This window comes from Macromonas nakdongensis, from assembly GCF_002837145.1.
In the GTDB taxonomy this organism is placed as follows: Bacteria; Pseudomonadota; Gammaproteobacteria; order Burkholderiales; family Burkholderiaceae_C; genus Macromonas_B; species Macromonas_B nakdongensis.
On record NZ_NWMV01000043.1, the window covers coordinates 1 to 15451 of the forward strand.

Consider the following 15451-nt stretch of genomic DNA (forward strand, 5'->3'; position numbering starts at 1 on the left):
CCAGGGCCAGCAGCACCGCGAGGGCGGCGGTTTCAGGCGCCAACGGCATGGTCGCGGTCCGCAGCAAGGGGGTGGGCAAACAGCGCGCTCGGGCGGTCCCAGGCGTCGTCGCGCACGCAATCGGCCAGGGCTTCGCGGTCGGCCCAGCCTTGTTGTTCCAGCATGGGCTGCGCGTAATAGGCGGGCACGGGACCCAGACACAGCAAGGCGATGGGTTCGGCCCCGGGGGGCAGGCCGAGCAAAGCCGCCACCTCGGCCGGCTCGAACAGCGACACCCAGCCCATGCCCAGCCCCTCAGCCCGCGCGGCCAGCCACAGGTTCTGGATGGCGCAGGCAGCCGAAGCCAGGTCCATGAAGGGCATGGTGCGGCGGCCAAAGACGTGCCGCTCGCGCCCATCGCTCAGCACGACGGCCAGCAACTCGGCGGCTTCGCGCAGGCCCTCGACCTTCAGCCGCATGAACTCGTCTTGGCGCTGGCCCAGGGCGGCGGCGGTGCGCTGGCGCTCGGCCTCCACCGCGGCGTGCAGGCGCTCGCGCAGGTCGGGGCGGGTGATGCGCACGAAGCGCCACGGCTGCATGAAACCCACGCTGGGCGCATGGTGCGCGGCCTCCAGCAGGCGGCGCAGCACCTCCGGCGCCACCTGGCCGCCGGAAAAATGGCGCATGTCGCGGCGCTCGTGGATGGCCCGGTACACCGCCGCCATCTGCACCGCGTCGAACGGCTCGGCGGGCACGGCCGCCGCCGGCAGGTCCACAGGCTGGGTCGGCACGGCCACCTCAGTCCTCGATGCCGCGCTGGGCCGGAATGCCGGCCTTGAAGGCGTGCTTGACCAGGGTCATTTCGGTCACCGTGTCGGCCAACTCGATGAGCTCGGGCGGGCAACGGCGCCCGGTGACGACCACGTGGACGTCTTTCGGGCGCTGGCGCAGGGTCTGCAGCACCTCGTCCAACGGCAACCAGCCGTAGATCAGCGGGTAGGTGAGTTCGTCGAGCACGACCATGAAATGGTCGCCGGCCAGGATGGTGTCGCGCGCCCGCGCCCAGCCGTCGCGCGCCAGTTGCGCGGAGTGGTCCAGGTCCTTGCTTTTCCAGCTGAAACCGTCGCCCAGGCCTTCGACCGGCAGGCCGAGCTGCTCGAACATGCGGTGCTCGCCGAAGCGGGCCGTGGGCACTTTCATGAACTGGTAAACCTTGACCCGCTTGCCGTGCACGTGCGTGCGGCCGAAGGCGCGCAGGGCCAGACCAAAGGCGGCGGTGCTCTTGCCTTTGCCGTCGCCGGTGTGGACGATGAGCAGGCCGCGGCGTTCGCCCTCGGGTTTTTCGTAGCGTTTTTCGGTGGGTGGGGTTTCGAGTTGCATGGGCGGTTCGCTTTCTGTCATTGCGGCAAGGCCACCCACTGCCCGTCGAGCGGGCGGATGGCCAGGCGCTGGTCAAACACGGCTTCGATGGCACGGTGGGTGGCCGCGTCCGCGGCCGGGCCGTGGTGCCGCACCCGGCCCTGGGCCACCACCACCACGTCGTCGGCGTGCAAGGCCATGGCCACTTCGTGCAACACGCTGACCACGGTGCCACCACCGGCGACGGTGCGACGCATCAGCTGCAACCAATCGGCCTGGTGGGGCGGGTCGAGGTTGGCCAGGGGCTCGTCCATCAGCAAGGTGGAAGCCTGCACCGCCAGGGCGCGCGCCAGCAGCACGCGCTGGCGTTCGCCGCCGGACAAGGCGCCCAGCGGCCGGTCGCGCCAGGCCCAGGCGTGGGTGGCTTGGAGCGCGGTCTGCACCGCGGCGTGGTCGGCCGCACTCGGTGGGGCCAGCCAGCCCCGGTGCGGCAAGCGGCCCAGCAGGGCCACGTCCCACACGCTCAGGTCGTCGCTGGTGGCTTCGTTCTGGCCCAGCCAGGCCAGCTGGCGCGCGCGCTGGCGTGCGGGCAGGTGGGCCAGGTCGTGGCCGTGCAGGCGCACCTGCCCGGCCTGCAACGGCAGCAAACCGGCCATGGCCTTGAGCAAGGTCGATTTGCCGGCGCCGTTGGGCCCGACGATGGCGGTCCAACGCCCGGCCGGCAGGCACAGGTCGATGCCCTGCAGCACGGCGCGCCCGCCCAGGTGGGCCTGGACGGCCTGCAATTCGAAAGCGGCGCGGGCGGTGCTCATGCGCCCCGCCCCAGCCGGCTCTGACCCCGGTACATCAACCACAGCAGGTAACTGCCGCCCAGGACCGCGGTCAACACCCCCACCGGCAGTTCCTGCGGCGCCAGCACGGCGCGGGCCAGCACGTCGGCCCCCAGCAGCAAAGCCCCACCGGCCAGCGCCGACAGCGGCAGCAGCCGTGCGTGGGTGGTGTTCACCAGGGAACGCACCAGGTGCGGCGCCGCCAGACCGACGAAGGCGATCAGCCCGGTCTGCGCCACCGCCGTGCCCGTGGCCAGCGCCAGCACGCCGATCAGCGCCGCCCGCATCGGGGCCAGTCGCAGCCCCAGGCTGAGCGCGGTGGTTTCGCCCAAGGTCAGGCCGTCGAGCACGCGGCTCAGGCCCACCGCCACCGCCACGCACAGCAGCGCCACCACGGCCATCACGCCGGTGGCGTTCCAGCCGACGAAACCGGTGGAACCCAGCGTGAAAGCCTGCATGGCCTGCAAGGTGTCGGGGTTCATCAGCGTGACCAGCGAGGTGCAGGCCCCCAGCACCACCCCGACGATGACGCCGGCCAGCAGCAGGCGCAGCGTCTGCTGCACGCCAGCGGCCAGCACGAGGGTCAGCAACACCGCCAGCACGGCACCGGCGAAGGCCGCGCCGGTCAGGCCCAGGCGGAACACCCAGGCCGACGCGAACGGGCTGCCGCCCAGCACGGTGAGCAGCAGGGCGACGCCCAGGGACGCGCCCGAGGCGCTGCCCAACAAAAACGGATCGGCCAGGGGGTTGCGGAACACCCCTTGCGCCACGGCCCCGGCCAGGCCCAGCAAGGCCCCGGCCAGCCAGGCGCCCAGGCTGCGCGGCAGACGGATGTCCCAGACGATCTGCCAGGCCACGTCGTCTTGGCCCAGACGCCACAAGGCGTCCAGTCCGGTGCTGCCGACACTGGCGCCCAGGGCCAGCAAGGCCAGTGAGGCCAGCAACAAGGCCCCGGTCAAACCGGTCAGCCGGCACACGGTCGGTGGCGCGGTGACCGCTTCCTGCAGCCGCAGCGTCATCGGCGTGCCCCCGCCGTGGCCACGGGCCCGGCCCCCCGACCGGTCGGACCGCTCGACGGCGCCGGCGCCACACGGGCCAAACAATCGGCCATCACCCGGGCGGCCTCGGCCATGCGCGGGCCCGGGCGCACCAGCAGGTCGGACTGCGACACCGGGAACACGCACAGGCGCTGCTCGCGCACCGCCCGGATGGCGCGCCAACCGGGGCGGTCGGTCATGCCGGCGAAGTTGCGGTCGCCCACCATGATCACGTCGGGGTTGGCCCGCACCACGAACTCGGGGTTGAGCTTGGGAAACGGCCCCAGCTCCGGCCCGACGACGTTGCGCACCCCCAGCCGGGTCAGCGTTTCGCCGATGAAGGAGGACGCACCGGCCCCATAGGGCGCGCGGTTGACTTCGAAATACACCCGCACGCCCTTGACGTGCGCTGGCAGGGATTGGGCCGCGGCCGACACCGCCGCGTCGATGTGGCGCCAGACGCGGGTGCTGTCCTCGGGCCGCAGCCCCAGCACCTGCGCCACCTTGCCCAATACGCGCTGCACGTCGGCGTGGCTCTTGGGCTCCAGCGCCACCACTTTCACGCCCAACGCCTCCAACCGGTCGCCGGCACGGCTGGAGGTGGCCATCAAGACCACATCGGGCCGCAAGGCCACAATCGCCTCGATGTTCGGGTCCAGCCCGCCCCCCACCTTGGGCAAGCGCTGCACCCCGGCCGGCCAGCCCGAATAGCGGTCCACCCCGACCAAGCGGTCGCAATGACCCAGTTCGCACACGGTTTCGGTGAGCGAAGGCAACAGGCTCACCACCCGCTGCGGCGGCGCCGACCAGCGCACCGTCACACCCCGGTCGTCGGTCACGCCGACCGGCTGCGCCCCGGCCGCGCCCCAGGCCCACAGCCACGCCAACACCAGCCACATCCGCTTCATGTCGGCCCTTTCAAACACAGCGGCAAGCCCGCGGCCATCAGCGTCACCCGCTCGCACACCGCGGCGGCACGCTGGTTCAAGCGGCCCAGCGCGTCCACGAAAGCGCGCACCTCCCGCCCCAGGGGAATCACCCCCAGGCCGATTTCGTTGCTCACCAGCACCACCGGTCCCGGAGCCTGCGCCACGGCGTCCAGCAAGGCCTGCACCCGCTCGGCCACGGCCGCCGGCGCCAGGCCCTCGCCGTGGGCCGGCATCAGCAGCCGCGTGAGCCACAGGGTCAGGCAATCGACCACCAACAGCAGGTCGGTGCGGCTTTCGCGCGCGATCGCGCCGGCCAGGTCGTCGGGCTCCTCCAGCGTCTGCAAGCCCGGCACGCGTTCGGCGCGCTCGCGCTGGTGGCGGGCGATGCGCTCGCGCATCTCGCCGTCCCACGGTTCGGCCGTGGCCAGCAACAGCGCCCGGTGCCCGGCCTCCTGCGCCAGCCAGGCACGGGCCAGGCGCTCGGCCCGCACCGACTTGCCACTTTTCTGCCCGCCCACGATCAGCTCCGAGCGGGCCAGGCGCAAGGCTTCAACCATGGCGCACCATCCAGTCGGCCACGAGGCGGTGCAGCTGCTCCACCCCATCGGTCAGCGCGGCCGGGCCGGGCTGCAGGATGTCGGCGGACTTGATCTCGAACAACTGCCCGTCGCGCACCGCCGGCACCTCGGCCCAGCCGGGCCGCGCCGCCACCTTCTCGGGGCGGAACTTCTTGCCGCACCACGAGCCGATCACGATGTCGGGCGCGCGCCGCACGATCTCGGCACCGTCGGCGATGATGCGGTCCCGGCCCATGGGCATGGCCGCCAGTTCGGGAAACACGTCATCCCCCCCGGCCACGCCCAGCAGTTCCGACACCCAGCGGATGCCGCTGATGTGCGGCTCGTCCCATTCCTCGAAAAACACGCGCGGTCGGCGCCGGCCTTCGGCCTGCCAAGACGCCACCTCGGCGCGCATGGCATCCAGCCGCTGGCGCCGCTCGGCTAACCAGGCTTCGGCCCGATCGGTGCAGCCCACCAGGGCCGCCACCTGCCAGAGCATGGCGAAAATCTCGTCCACGCTGCGCTGGTTGAACATGGTCACCGGCACCCCGGCGCGGATCAAGGCGGCGGCAATGTCGGCCTGCAGGTCGGAAAAGCCAAACACATGGTCAGGCCGCAGCGCCAGGATCTTGTCGATCTTGGCGCTCAGGAAGGCGCTGACCTTGGGCTTCTCCTCGCGCGCGCGGCGTGGCCGCACGGTGTAGCCCGAAATACCGACGATGCGGTGCTCCTGCCCAAGCAGGTAGAGCCATTCGGTGGTTTCTTCGGTGAGGCAGACGATGCGCTGCGGGCCGTGCGCAGAGGTCATGCTCATGCCCCGGTGGTGCCGGAGTCCGGCACAAACAGACTGGCTGCGGCTTCAGGCGCCGACGCAAACCAGGCGTGGAAATAACTGGCCCGCACCGCGCCCTGGCGGTAGACGGCTTCCCCAGCGTCGGGCGCGGGGGCGGTGTCGGGCCGCGCGGTGCGGGCCGACACCGGCGCCGGGCTGTGTGCCAGCGAATAGTGGAAGGTGTGGCCGCGCAAGGTGCCGCTGGGCAGGGCCAGCTGCTGCGGCCCCAAAGCGGCCAGGCGCTTTTGCATCACGGTGCGGCCGGGCAGCAGGCCCCACATCGGGAACACGGCGCCGTCGGCCGTTTCCAGCTCGTCGAACAAGGCCATCATGCCACCGCATTCGGCCCACAGCGGTCGTCCGGCCTCGGCGTGCGCCCGCAAGCTCGCACGCGTGCGGTCGTTGCCGGCCAGGGTGGCGGCGTGCAGCTCCGGGTAGCCCCCCGGCAGCCAGATCGCGTCGCAAGCCGGCACGGCCTCGTTGGCCAAGGGCGAAAAGAACACCAGTTCGGCCCCCAGGGCGCGCAGGGTGTCGAGGTTGGCCTCGTAAATGAAGCAGAACGCCCGGTCGCGGGCCACGGCCACGGTGTGGCCGGCCAGGGTGCGGGCGGCGCCACCGACCACCGGCGGCGGCGACAGTTCCACCCCCCAGCGCTGGCGCCATTCGGCCAGGTCCAGTTGCCCCAGGGGCGTGGCCGCCAAGGCATCGGCGGCCGCGTCCAGGCGCTGCATGGCGTCGTCCAGCTCGGTCGCCACCGTCAGGCCCAAGTGGCGTTCGGGCAACACCAGGGCCGGGTTGCGCAGCAGGGCGCCCAACCAGTGCGCCGGGTCCGACACGCCCTGTGCCAGCATGTCCGCGTGGCGCGGGCTGGCCACCCGGTTGGCCAGCACCCCCGCCCAGGGCAGACCCGGGCGGTAATGCTGCAGGCCAAAGGCCAGGGCGCCGAACGTACCGGCCATGGCCGAAGCGTCGATCACCGCCAGCACCGGCAGCCCGAAACGCTGGGCCAGGTCGGCCGCACTCGGCTCGCCATCGAACAAGCCCATCACCCCCTCCACCAGGATCAGGTCGGCCTCCTGGGCCGCGGCGTGCAGGCGGGCGCGCACATCGGCCTCGCCCGTCATCCACAGGTCGATCTGGTGCACCGGCGCCCCGCTGGCCAGCGTGTGCCAATACGGGTCCAGAAAATCCGGCCCGCACTTGAAGACCCGCACCCGCCGTCCCTGGCGGGTGTGCAGGCGCGCCAGCGCGGCGGTGACGGTGGTTTTACCCTGGCCGGAGGCCGGGGCGGCGATGAGGAGGATGGGCGTGCTGGACATGAGGAACTTACCGGCCCGTCCACGTCAGACCGACAAAGGCCGTGCGACCCGCTGTGGCGTAACCGCGGGCGGTTTCATAATATTTGTCGCCCACATTGTCCATGCGCAGCAACAAGCTCCAATTGGGGGTCAGGGCCTTGGTGGCCGACAGGTTGAGCACGCCATAACCCGGCAGCAGCGGACGGGCGTCGGTGACCCGGTCGTAGCGGTCGCCCGACAACAACAGGTCGGCCTTCAGGCCCCAGGTCTGCCATCCGGTTTCTGCGCCGAGCTTCAACAGGCGCTGCGCCCGCCGCGCCAGGCGTTTCCCGGTGGCGACATCCACCGGGTCCTGCACATCCAGCGAAGCGGTCCAGACCACACCCGCCATGTGGGTGGCACCCGACAAGGTCACCCCCTGCAATTTGGCACGCGCCGTGTTGGCGTAACAACCAAAACTGCTGGCACAGGCCCCGGCGCCCGAGAAGGTGATCAGGTTGCTGACCCGGTTTTGGTAGGCCACGACCGCAAATTCATGGCCTTGCTGGCTGTATTTCAGGCCAATTTCGCGGTTGCGGGCTTTTTCCGGCTCCAGCCCGGCAAAACCGTACTCGCTGAAACGCTGGTACAGCGTGGGCGCCCGGAAGGCGGTGCCGACCGAAGCCGTCAGACGCCACGACGGCGCAAAGGCCCAGCCGTAAGCCAGCGCCCCGGTGGTGTACTGGCCAAACTCGCTGTCGTCGTCCAGCCGGGCGTTCACCTGCCAGCTGTGCGCCCCCGACTTGGCACCGTACCCGAGCGCCAGCGCGTCCTGGGTGCGGCTGGTGTCCCGGGGCTGGGTACCGGCGTTGCTCAACCGGTCCTGCCGGCTCTCGAGCGCCGCCGTCCAGACCGCCTCGCGCCAGTTCCAGCGGTTGTGCAACAACACCGTGTCCACCTGCGTTTGGGTGTTGTAACTGGGCACGGCCCCTGGCGCAGGCAAGGTCGCGTAGCGGTCGTCGGCCCGCGTCACCATCACACGGGTGGACCACACATCCGACCATTTCGCCTGCCAGCTCAAACCCAGGGCCGAAAGCCGCTGCAGTGCGCGGTTGTCCTTGGCGTAATTCGCGCTGCTCTTGCTGGTGGTGCTGTCGTAGCCGGCGTCCGCGTCCGAATACACCCAGGTCGCGTCCAAACGGTGGCCAGGCGCCAGGTCTTTGCCCAGACGCAGGGAGGCGGTGTTGCGCTCGTAGCCATCCCGGTCCGGGTAGGCGGCCGGTTGGATGTTGTAACCCTCGCTGGTTTCGCGCCCCAGGGCCAAGGCATAACGCCAACCGGCTTCGGCGCCCCGCACACCTGCGGTCAACGTGCGGGTGCCTTGCGAACCGACGCCCACACCCACGCTGGGTGTGAAGCCATCCTGCCCACCTTTGGTGAAGACCTGCACCACCCCCGCCACCGCATCGGAACCGTAGACCGCGGCCGCAGGGCCCCGCAGGATTTCGATGCGCTCGATCTGCCCCACGGGAATGGCCTGGCAGGTCGCGCCACCACTGCCGGACTGGGTGTCGATGCGGATGCCGTCGATCATCACCACCGTGTGGTTGGTGTTGCCGCCACGCAGGTACAGGTTGGTGGTACCCAAAGGCCCGCCATTGCGGGTCATTTCCACACCGGGCAGGTGCACCAGCACGTCGGCCAGAGAGACAGCGCCGCTGCGGGCCAGCGTCTCGGCATCGACCACGCTCACATCGGCCAGCACATCGGCCGAGGCCAACGCCGTGCGCGTGGCCGTGACGACCACCGCCTCCAACTCACCCGCCTGAGCCCAGGCAAGACTTCCCGCGGAAGAGCACACAAACACAGCCAATGCAACCGGCGCAATGCGGGTCACAGCACAAAGGGATTTCATGATGATTCACAAACAAACTGCCCTCACCGCCTTCCCCGACGGTGCATGGGCGTCACGGCAGCGCATCCTGCAGACGCACCACCACCTCGTTGGCCGGTATCCGGGCTGGTGGATTCAACCTGCGTCGCCTTCCCAGGCGTCCATCGAAGGACACCCAGTGGCATGGAAACGCAAGCGGGGCCGGGGCTGACGCCCAAGCCCGTCCACTTACCGTTGCGGGGGCAGCGCTGGTTAGAAGCCGGCCTGTGCAGGCGACTTCCCCCAGCTTCCCGTTGAACTGCGGCGCGAGAACCACGCCACGAGCACCAACGTTGCGCATTGTAACGACGCCCGCGGACGGCGCGCCTACAATGTCAGGCAAATGGCTGCCCAGACCTACATCGACCAGATCGCCGAGCGTGTCGACCGCCTGCTCGTGCGGCACGAGGAACTGCAACGCGCGCACACCCTGCTGCTGCAGCAAATGCAGGACCTGACCCAGGAGCGCGACCAATGGCGCACCAAATGCCACCTGGTCAAGCAACGGCTGGACAGCCTGATCGAACGGCTCCCCCAGATGCCCGGAGGTGAAGACGCATGAACAAACCCGGCATCAAACAAGTCGAAGTGCAGATCATGAGCCAGTCCTACATGCTGGCCTGTCCGCTGGACGGTGAAGACGCCCTGCGCGCATCGGTGGCCAAGGTGGACGCCGCCATGTGCCGCATCCGCGACGCCGGCAAGGTCAAGGCACGCGACCGCATCGCCGTGCTGGCGGCGCTGAACATCGCCTTCGAACTCACCCAGAAAGACGGCAGCTCGCCATTCCCCAATTCCGGCTTCGCCAACACCGAATCCGGCGAGCCGGCCGACACCGGCGCCTCCCAGGCCACCGAGCAGCCGCTGCAGCGCTTGCTGAACAAGCTCGACACCGCCCTGGCCCAGGACGACCGCCTGCTCTGAACACCGAACGGCCGCGCCCACGGCCGGCCCGGTCGTACTACAATGGCAACGTCTGCCGCTGTGGCCGGGCTTTATATTTCCTTGAACCAATGCTCTCTGAGCCCGGGCTTGGTACATTGCGCAGTGGGTGTGAGCGTCTCGCGTCAGACGAACCCGAAGCTGCGTTGCCCTCGCCCACCTGAACCCCCCCGTTCAGGATGCCGGTCCGGTTCTGCGGCAGACACCCTCTCTTCCCCCTCCCCCCATGCTTGAACCCCTGCTGATCGCGGAATTGGCCGCCCTTGGACTGTTCTCCGGTTTCCTGGCCGGCCTGCTCGGCATCGGCGGCGGCATGGTGATGGTGCCCTTCATCACCCTCATCCTGTCGGGCCGCGGCGTGGCCCCCGACCTGGCCGTGAAGATGGCGATCGCCACCTCCATGGCCACGATCATCTTCACCTCGCTCTCGAGCGTGCGCGCCCACCACAAGCGCGGCGCCGTGCGCTGGGACATCGTGGTGCGCCTGGCCCCCGGCATCGTGCTGGGTGCGGCCCTGGCCAGCCTGGGTGCGTTCTCGCTGCTCAAGGGCCAGGCCCTGGCCCTGGTGTTTGCCGCCTTCGTCGCCTTTTCGGGCACGCAGATGCTGCTGGACAAGAAGCCCACCCCGGGCCGCACCATGCCCGGCACCGTGGGCCAACTGGGTGCGGGCGGCGCCATCGGCTTCCTGTCGGGCCTGGTCGGGGCCGGCGGCGGCTTTGTCAGCGTGCCTTTCATGACCTGGTGCAACGTCGCGATCCACAACGCCGTGGCCACCAGCGCCGCCCTGGGTTTTCCCATTGCGCTGTCCAACGTGGTCGGCTACGTGCTGGCCGGCCAGGGCCTGGAGGGTCGGCCCACCGGTTCGCTCGGCTACGTCTTCCTGCCGGCCCTGGCGGTGATCGCCTCGGCCAGCGTGCTGATGGCCCCGCTGGGCGCCAAGGCCGCACACGCCCTGCCGGTCAAACAACTCAAACGCGTGTTCGCCGGCATCCTGTACGCCCTGGCCGCGGTGATGCTGCACAAAGGCCTCACGGCCTGAGCACCGCCAGCCCCTGACCAGGCGCAGGCTGGCCAAAGGCGTCTCCTTCAGACCGACTCAGGCCGCGTGCAAGGGCCGGCTGGCCAGCACCACACCGTCTTCGTCGGCGTACAGCCAGTCGCCCGGGCGCACCCACACCCCCTGGATCTGCACCGCCACATCGCGCTGCCCTTCCTGGCGCTTCTCGGTCGGCCAGGGCATGGCGGCCAGGGCCCGGATGCCCACGTCGCAAGCGGCCAGCTCGCCCACATCGCGCACGCAGCCATCGACCAGCACCCCGGCCCAGCCGTTGCGCGCGGCGGCCGCGCCCAGGTTGCCCCCGACCAGGGCACGGCGCAAGGACGCCCCGCCATCGACCACCAGCACCCTCCCCTCACCGGGCGAATCGACCGCGGCCTTGACCCAGGTGTTGTCCTCGAAGCACTTGACGGTGCTGACCGGTCCGGCGAACCGGCGCCGCCCGCCGAAATCGCGGAACACGGGAGGCAGGACGCGGAAGTCGCCATCGGTGTCGAGTTTGTGCGCGTCACACAGGTCGCAGGTGGCAAAAGACAGGGTCGCAGGGTGCATGGTGGAAACTCGCAAAGCAGGTGAAAAAGGCGGAAGCGGCATCATATCGGCCAGGCATTGCACCACGCTTGCAGGCCCCGGCCCCCGGTGCGCGCCCTCTGGGCGGCACAGATTAGGGAAAAACCCAGCCGGACACAAAAAAACGCCTGCCCGCCCTTTGAAACCCCTGGCTTGTCGTATAGGATGACACGGTCCATGAGAGCGCGAGGCGCTCCATTGGCGTGCACTCAACCAACAAAAGGATTCGACCCATGGCCACTGCGAAAAAAGCCCCCGCTACCAAAGCCGCTCCCGCTGCCGCCAAGCGCAGCCCCAACGCCGCCTTCATGAAGCCGATGACGCCCAGCGCGACCCTGGCCGCCATCGTCGGCGCCAAGCCGCTGCCGCGCACCGAGGTGACCAAGAAAGTGTGGGAATACATCAAGAAGCACAAGCTGCAGGACGCCGCCAACAAGCGCATGATCAACGCCGACGCCAAGCTCAAGGAAATTTTCCAGAAGCCCCAGGTGTCGATGTTCGAAATGACCAAGCTGATCAGCGGCCACCTGTCCTGATCGACCGGCTGCACGCCCCCACAAAAAAACCCCGCCGCAGCGGGGTTTTTTTGTGGCCTGCCACACCCTGTGCAGGGCGTGGCAGCGCGGTGCGGTATCAGCGCACGATGGCCAGTTGCGCGCGGTTGCCGGCGCGGAAGGTGTACAGCGTCAGGGCGCCGTTCTTGATGTCGCCTTTTTCGTCGAAAGCGATCTGACCGGTCACGCCCTTGTGGTTGGCTTCCTTGAGCTTGGGCAGGTAGACGGCCGGATCGGACGAACCGGCGGCCTTCATGGCTTCAACCATCACCATCACGGCGTCGTACACGTAGGGCGCGTACAGCTTCACGTCCTCGTTGAACTTGGCCTTGTAGTCCTGACCGAACTTCTCGGCGGCGGCCTTGAATTCGCCGTCGATACCGCCGGCTTCGGCGCAGTACACCACGTCATCGCCCAGGGCGTCGGCGGCCAGCTTGGGCAGTTCGTTGGTGCAGATGCCGTCGCCACCCATGAACTTGGCCTTGATGCCCAGTTGCTTCATCTGGCGCAGCATCGGACCGCCCACGGCGTCCATGCCGCCGAAGAAGATCACGTCGGGCTTCTTGGCCTTGATGCTGGTCAGGATGGCGTTGAAGTCGGTGGCCTTGTCGTTGGTGAACTCGCGACCCACGACTTCGGCACCGGCGGCCTTGGCGCCTTTTTCGAACTCATCGGCCACGCCCTGGCCGTAGGCGGTGCGGTCGTCGATCACGGCCACTTTCTTGGCGGCCAGGGATTCCACCGCGTACTTGCCCAGCGTACCGCCCAGGTGCACGTCGTCGGCCACCACGCGGAAGGCACCGGCATAACCCTGACGGGTGTATTTCGGGTTGGTGGAAGACGGGGAAATTTGCGGAATGCCGGCGGTGTTGTAGATCTGCGAAGCCGGGATGGTGGTGCCCGAGTTCAGGTGACCGATCACGCCGTTGACCTTGGCGTCCACCAGTTTCTGGGCGGCGGCGGTGCCCTGCTTGGGATCGGCGGCGTCGTCTTCGGCCATCAGCTCGAAAGTGACCTTCTTGTCGCCGATGGTGACGCCTGCGGCGTTCAGCTCATCGATGGCCATGCGGGCACCGTTTTCGTTGTCCTTGCCCAGGTGGGCAATGGCACCGCTGGTGGGACCGACGTGCCCGATTTTCACAACCAGACCTGCGGCAGCGGGCGCCGCTGCGGCCGGAGCCGCTTCTTCTTTTTTGCCACAGGCGGCCAGAGCCACGGCCGCCGCAACGACGGCCAGCTTGAATTTCATCTGCATACAAACCCTTGCATTCGGTTGGTGGTGGAAAGAAAACTTTTGCACGAAGGGAACTTCCTGTGCAAGTCTTTACGATACATGAAATTTCGAGGGCTGGTGGAAACCCTGAACCGGATATTTGCCGGGCCCATGGCGGTGGCGCCAGCCCTCAGGCACCGGGGTGCTGGACCTCGGCCGACAAGGCATCGGCCACGGCATCCCGCAGATCGCCGGCGGTGTCGTCAAGCAAGCTCCGGGCCACGTCCTGGGCGCATTGCTGGGCATGGAGTTGCCACCACCCCTGCACCCGCTCCGCCAACCGCACCTCCAGGCGGTGCATCACCGCCGCCAGGACGCGATCGGTGATGCGATCGACCAGCTGCTCGGTCGCGGCGTCGGCCCCGCTGGCAGCGGCTTCGGCCTCTGGATCGGTGGGCGCAGTCTGTGCAGACACCGGCACAGGGTCGGCGCGCACCACTTCGGTGAGGGTGGGCACAAAATGCGGTGGCTGGCGCCCAGGACCGGGTCTCATGCGCGCGCCCCCGGATCGGCCACGTCGTGCCGCGCCAGGGTGTAGCCCCATTGGGTGTACTGGCGCCAGCGCTGGCGGGCCTGGGCGCGTTCTTCATCGGCCGTGCCCACGATCTCCAGCACCCGCTCGTGGCGGCTGAATTCGGGCGGGATGTCGGCCAAGCCGTTGACCAACACCTGCAGGTCTGCGCGCTGCGGCACCGGACCGTCGGACAGGACGAAGGGAGAGTGGCGCTCTTCGCCCTGCCCCACCACGGCATGGGGCAAGAAGTCTTCCTGGGAAAAGGTCCACAAGGCCTGGTCGAGCGCGAACAGCTCGTCTGCGGGCACCCGCACCCAGGCGGTCTTGCCGGCCGCGGCCACCTTGCGCAACAGGCGGCACAGGTAGGGCACGCGCGCCGGCACGTTGAAATGGAAGGCCACCTCGGTCATGGGCATTCAGCGCTTGGCCGTGCGGGGTTCGGCTTTGGCCCGCTTGGGCGCACGAACGGTCTTGCTGCCACGCTCCTGGCCCGCAGGCACCAGGGCCTGGCGACCGGCTTCGTCCAGCAGGTACTGCACCAGCAAGGGCACCGGGCGACCGGTGGCGCCCTTGGCCGCGCCACCCTTCCAGGCCACACCGGCGATGTCCAGGTGTGCCCAACGGTGTTCACCCACGAATTTCTGCAAAAACTTGGCCGCCGTGACCGCGCCCGCCGGGCGCCCGCCGACGTTGCCCATGTCGGCGAAATTCGACTTGAGCCCTTCGGCGTAGTCGTCGTCCAGCGGCATGCGCCAGGTCGGGTCGAGCGCGGCCTGGCCGGCGTCGAGCAGCGCGGCGGCCAAATCCTCGTGGTTCGAGAACAGCCCCGAACGCACCGCCCCCAGGGCGATGACGCAGGCACCGGTGAGGGTGGCGATGTCAATAAGCGCACGCGGCTTGAAGCGTTCGGCGTAGGTCAGGGCGTCACACAAAATCAGCCGGCCTTCGGCGTCGGTGTTGAGCACCTCGATGGTCTGTCCGCTCATGCTGGTGACCACGTCGCCGGGTTTGACGGCGCGGCCATCGGGCATGTTTTCGCAGCTGGGGACGAGGCCAATCACGTTGATGGCCGGCTGCAGCTCGGCCAGCGCGGCGAAGGTGCCCAACACGCTGGCGGCCCCGCCCATGTCGAACTTCATCTCGTCCATCTCGGGCGCGGGCTTGATAGAAATACCGCCGGTGTCGAAGGTGATGCCCTTGCCCACCAGCACCACCGGGGCGCTCGACTTGGACGCGCCCTGGTACTTGAGCACGATGAAGCGCAAGGGCTCTTCCGAGCCCTGGGCCACGGCCAGGAAAGCGCCCATGCCGAGCTTGGCCACGTCTTTCGGCCCCAGCACCTCCACGCTCACGCGGGGCTGCTTGGCCAAGCGCCGCGCGGCCTCGGCCAACAGGCTGGGGGTGGCGTGGTTGCCCGGGCGGTTCGCCCACTCCTTGGCCAGTTCCACGCCATGGGCCACCGCCACGCCGCGGTCAAACGCACTGCGCACCGCGCCGGCATCGGCCACCGCCAGGGTGACCTTGTGCAGGCTGCACGGCTTGGCCTGGGACTTGGTGGCGGTGTAGACGTAAGCGGCATCGGCCAGGGCCTGTACCGCGGCGGCCACGGCAGCGCCGCTGGCCCCGCCGGCCAGCACCAGCAGGGTCTTGGGCTGGCCGGACTTGAGCAGCCCCCACGCCGCCTGCACGGCCTTGCGCGCCTGGGCGGGCGAACCGTCGCCGCAGCGCGCCAGCACCACGCGGCGCGGCTTGATCCCCGGCAAACGGTGCGCCGCCCGGCACTGCCCGGCACCGGCGGCCAGGTC

At 69.2% G+C, this 15451-nt stretch carries 18 protein-coding genes and 1 riboswitch; of the genes, 4 read left to right on the plus strand and 14 right to left on the minus strand.

Annotated features, from left to right (window positions below):
* Positions 1-32 precede the first annotated feature (32 nt).
* The 9 genes from bluB to CON77_RS07260 are packed head-to-tail and all read right to left on the minus strand — an operon-like array spanning position 33 to position 8610.
* Positions 33-770, minus strand: a complete 738-nt coding sequence (bluB, locus tag CON77_RS07220; protein ID WP_439650536.1) for a 5,6-dimethylbenzimidazole synthase — start codon at positions 768-770, stop codon at positions 33-35.
* A 7-nt stretch (positions 771-777) separates the two neighbouring features.
* Positions 778-1359, minus strand: coding sequence for a cob(I)yrinic acid a,c-diamide adenosyltransferase (cobO, locus tag CON77_RS07225; RefSeq protein WP_101048517.1), 582 nt, complete (start codon positions 1357-1359; stop codon positions 778-780).
* A gap of 17 nt (positions 1360-1376) precedes the next feature.
* Positions 1377-2150 (minus strand): ABC transporter ATP-binding protein, encoded by a 774-nt coding sequence (locus CON77_RS07230; protein ID WP_101048502.1) that lies wholly within the window; start codon positions 2148-2150, stop codon positions 1377-1379.
* Positions 2147-3187, minus strand: coding sequence for a FecCD family ABC transporter permease (locus tag CON77_RS07235; protein ID WP_101048503.1), 1041 nt, complete (start codon positions 3185-3187; stop codon positions 2147-2149). The genes CON77_RS07230 and CON77_RS07235 overlap by 4 nt, the downstream gene beginning before the upstream one ends.
* Positions 3184-4113, minus strand: a complete 930-nt coding sequence (locus CON77_RS07240; protein WP_101048504.1) for an ABC transporter substrate-binding protein — start codon at positions 4111-4113, stop codon at positions 3184-3186. Before CON77_RS07240 ends, CON77_RS07235 begins: the two co-directional genes overlap by 4 nt.
* Positions 4110-4691, minus strand: a complete 582-nt coding sequence (locus CON77_RS07245) for a bifunctional adenosylcobinamide kinase/adenosylcobinamide-phosphate guanylyltransferase (protein WP_101048505.1) — start codon at positions 4689-4691, stop codon at positions 4110-4112. The genes CON77_RS07240 and CON77_RS07245 overlap by 4 nt, the downstream gene beginning before the upstream one ends.
* On the minus strand, positions 4684-5502 hold the full coding sequence (locus tag CON77_RS07250; protein ID WP_439650537.1) for a cobalamin-binding protein: 819 nt from the start codon (positions 5500-5502) through the stop codon (positions 4684-4686). The genes CON77_RS07245 and CON77_RS07250 overlap by 8 nt, the downstream gene beginning before the upstream one ends.
* A gap of 2 nt (positions 5503-5504) precedes the next feature.
* Positions 5505-6845, minus strand: a complete 1341-nt coding sequence (locus CON77_RS07255) for a cobyrinic acid a,c-diamide synthase CobB (RefSeq protein ID WP_101048507.1) — start codon at positions 6843-6845, stop codon at positions 5505-5507.
* Between the two features lie 7 nt (positions 6846-6852).
* A complete protein-coding gene (locus CON77_RS07260; RefSeq protein ID WP_232788439.1) occupies positions 6853-8610 on the minus strand; it encodes a TonB-dependent receptor domain-containing protein in 1758 nt (585 codons plus the stop codon).
* Positions 8611-8792: 182 nt separating this feature from the next.
* A riboswitch (cobalamin riboswitch) is annotated at positions 8793-9043 on the minus strand.
* 36 nt (positions 9044-9079) lie between these two features.
* Here CON77_RS07260 and CON77_RS07265 point away from each other — a divergent pair.
* From CON77_RS07265 to CON77_RS07275, 3 genes are all read left to right on the plus strand, one after another.
* Complete coding sequence (locus CON77_RS07265; RefSeq protein ID WP_101048509.1) at positions 9080-9298, plus strand: DUF904 domain-containing protein; 219 nt, start codon at positions 9080-9082, stop codon at positions 9296-9298.
* An 11-nt stretch (positions 9299-9309) separates the two neighbouring features.
* Positions 9310-9660, plus strand: a complete 351-nt coding sequence (locus tag CON77_RS07270; protein ID WP_101048518.1) for a cell division protein ZapA — start codon at positions 9310-9312, stop codon at positions 9658-9660.
* 244 nt (positions 9661-9904) lie between these two features.
* Positions 9905-10717, plus strand: a complete 813-nt coding sequence (locus CON77_RS07275; protein ID WP_101048510.1) for a sulfite exporter TauE/SafE family protein — start codon at positions 9905-9907, stop codon at positions 10715-10717.
* 57 nt (positions 10718-10774) lie between these two features.
* Here the strand turns inward: CON77_RS07275 and rraA are convergent, their stop codons facing one another.
* The gene (gene rraA, locus CON77_RS07280) at positions 10775-11287 is read right to left on the minus strand and encodes a ribonuclease E activity regulator RraA (RefSeq protein WP_198552299.1); all 513 of its coding nucleotides are present in this window, start codon (positions 11285-11287) and stop codon (positions 10775-10777) included.
* Between the two features lie 251 nt (positions 11288-11538).
* On the opposite strand from rraA, the gene CON77_RS07285 reads away from it, so the two are divergent.
* On the plus strand, positions 11539-11841 hold the full coding sequence (locus CON77_RS07285) for an SWIB/MDM2 domain-containing protein (RefSeq protein WP_101048511.1): 303 nt from the start codon (positions 11539-11541) through the stop codon (positions 11839-11841).
* Between the two features lie 97 nt (positions 11842-11938).
* Here CON77_RS07285 and CON77_RS07290 read toward each other — a convergent pair whose 3' ends face one another.
* From CON77_RS07290 to CON77_RS07305, 4 genes are all read right to left on the minus strand, one after another.
* Complete coding sequence (locus tag CON77_RS07290; RefSeq protein WP_101048512.1) at positions 11939-13114, minus strand: branched-chain amino acid ABC transporter substrate-binding protein; 1176 nt, start codon at positions 13112-13114, stop codon at positions 11939-11941.
* A gap of 148 nt (positions 13115-13262) precedes the next feature.
* A complete protein-coding gene (locus CON77_RS07295) occupies positions 13263-13589 on the minus strand; it encodes a hypothetical protein (protein ID WP_157826872.1) in 327 nt (108 codons plus the stop codon).
* Between the two features lie 32 nt (positions 13590-13621).
* Positions 13622-14062: a DNA polymerase III subunit chi gene (locus CON77_RS07300; RefSeq protein ID WP_232788441.1), complete on the minus strand. Its 441-nt coding sequence runs from the start codon at positions 14060-14062 to the stop codon at positions 13622-13624.
* The coding region (locus CON77_RS07305) for a leucyl aminopeptidase (protein ID WP_101048515.1) at positions 14063-15451 on the minus strand (1389 nt) is incomplete at its 5' end.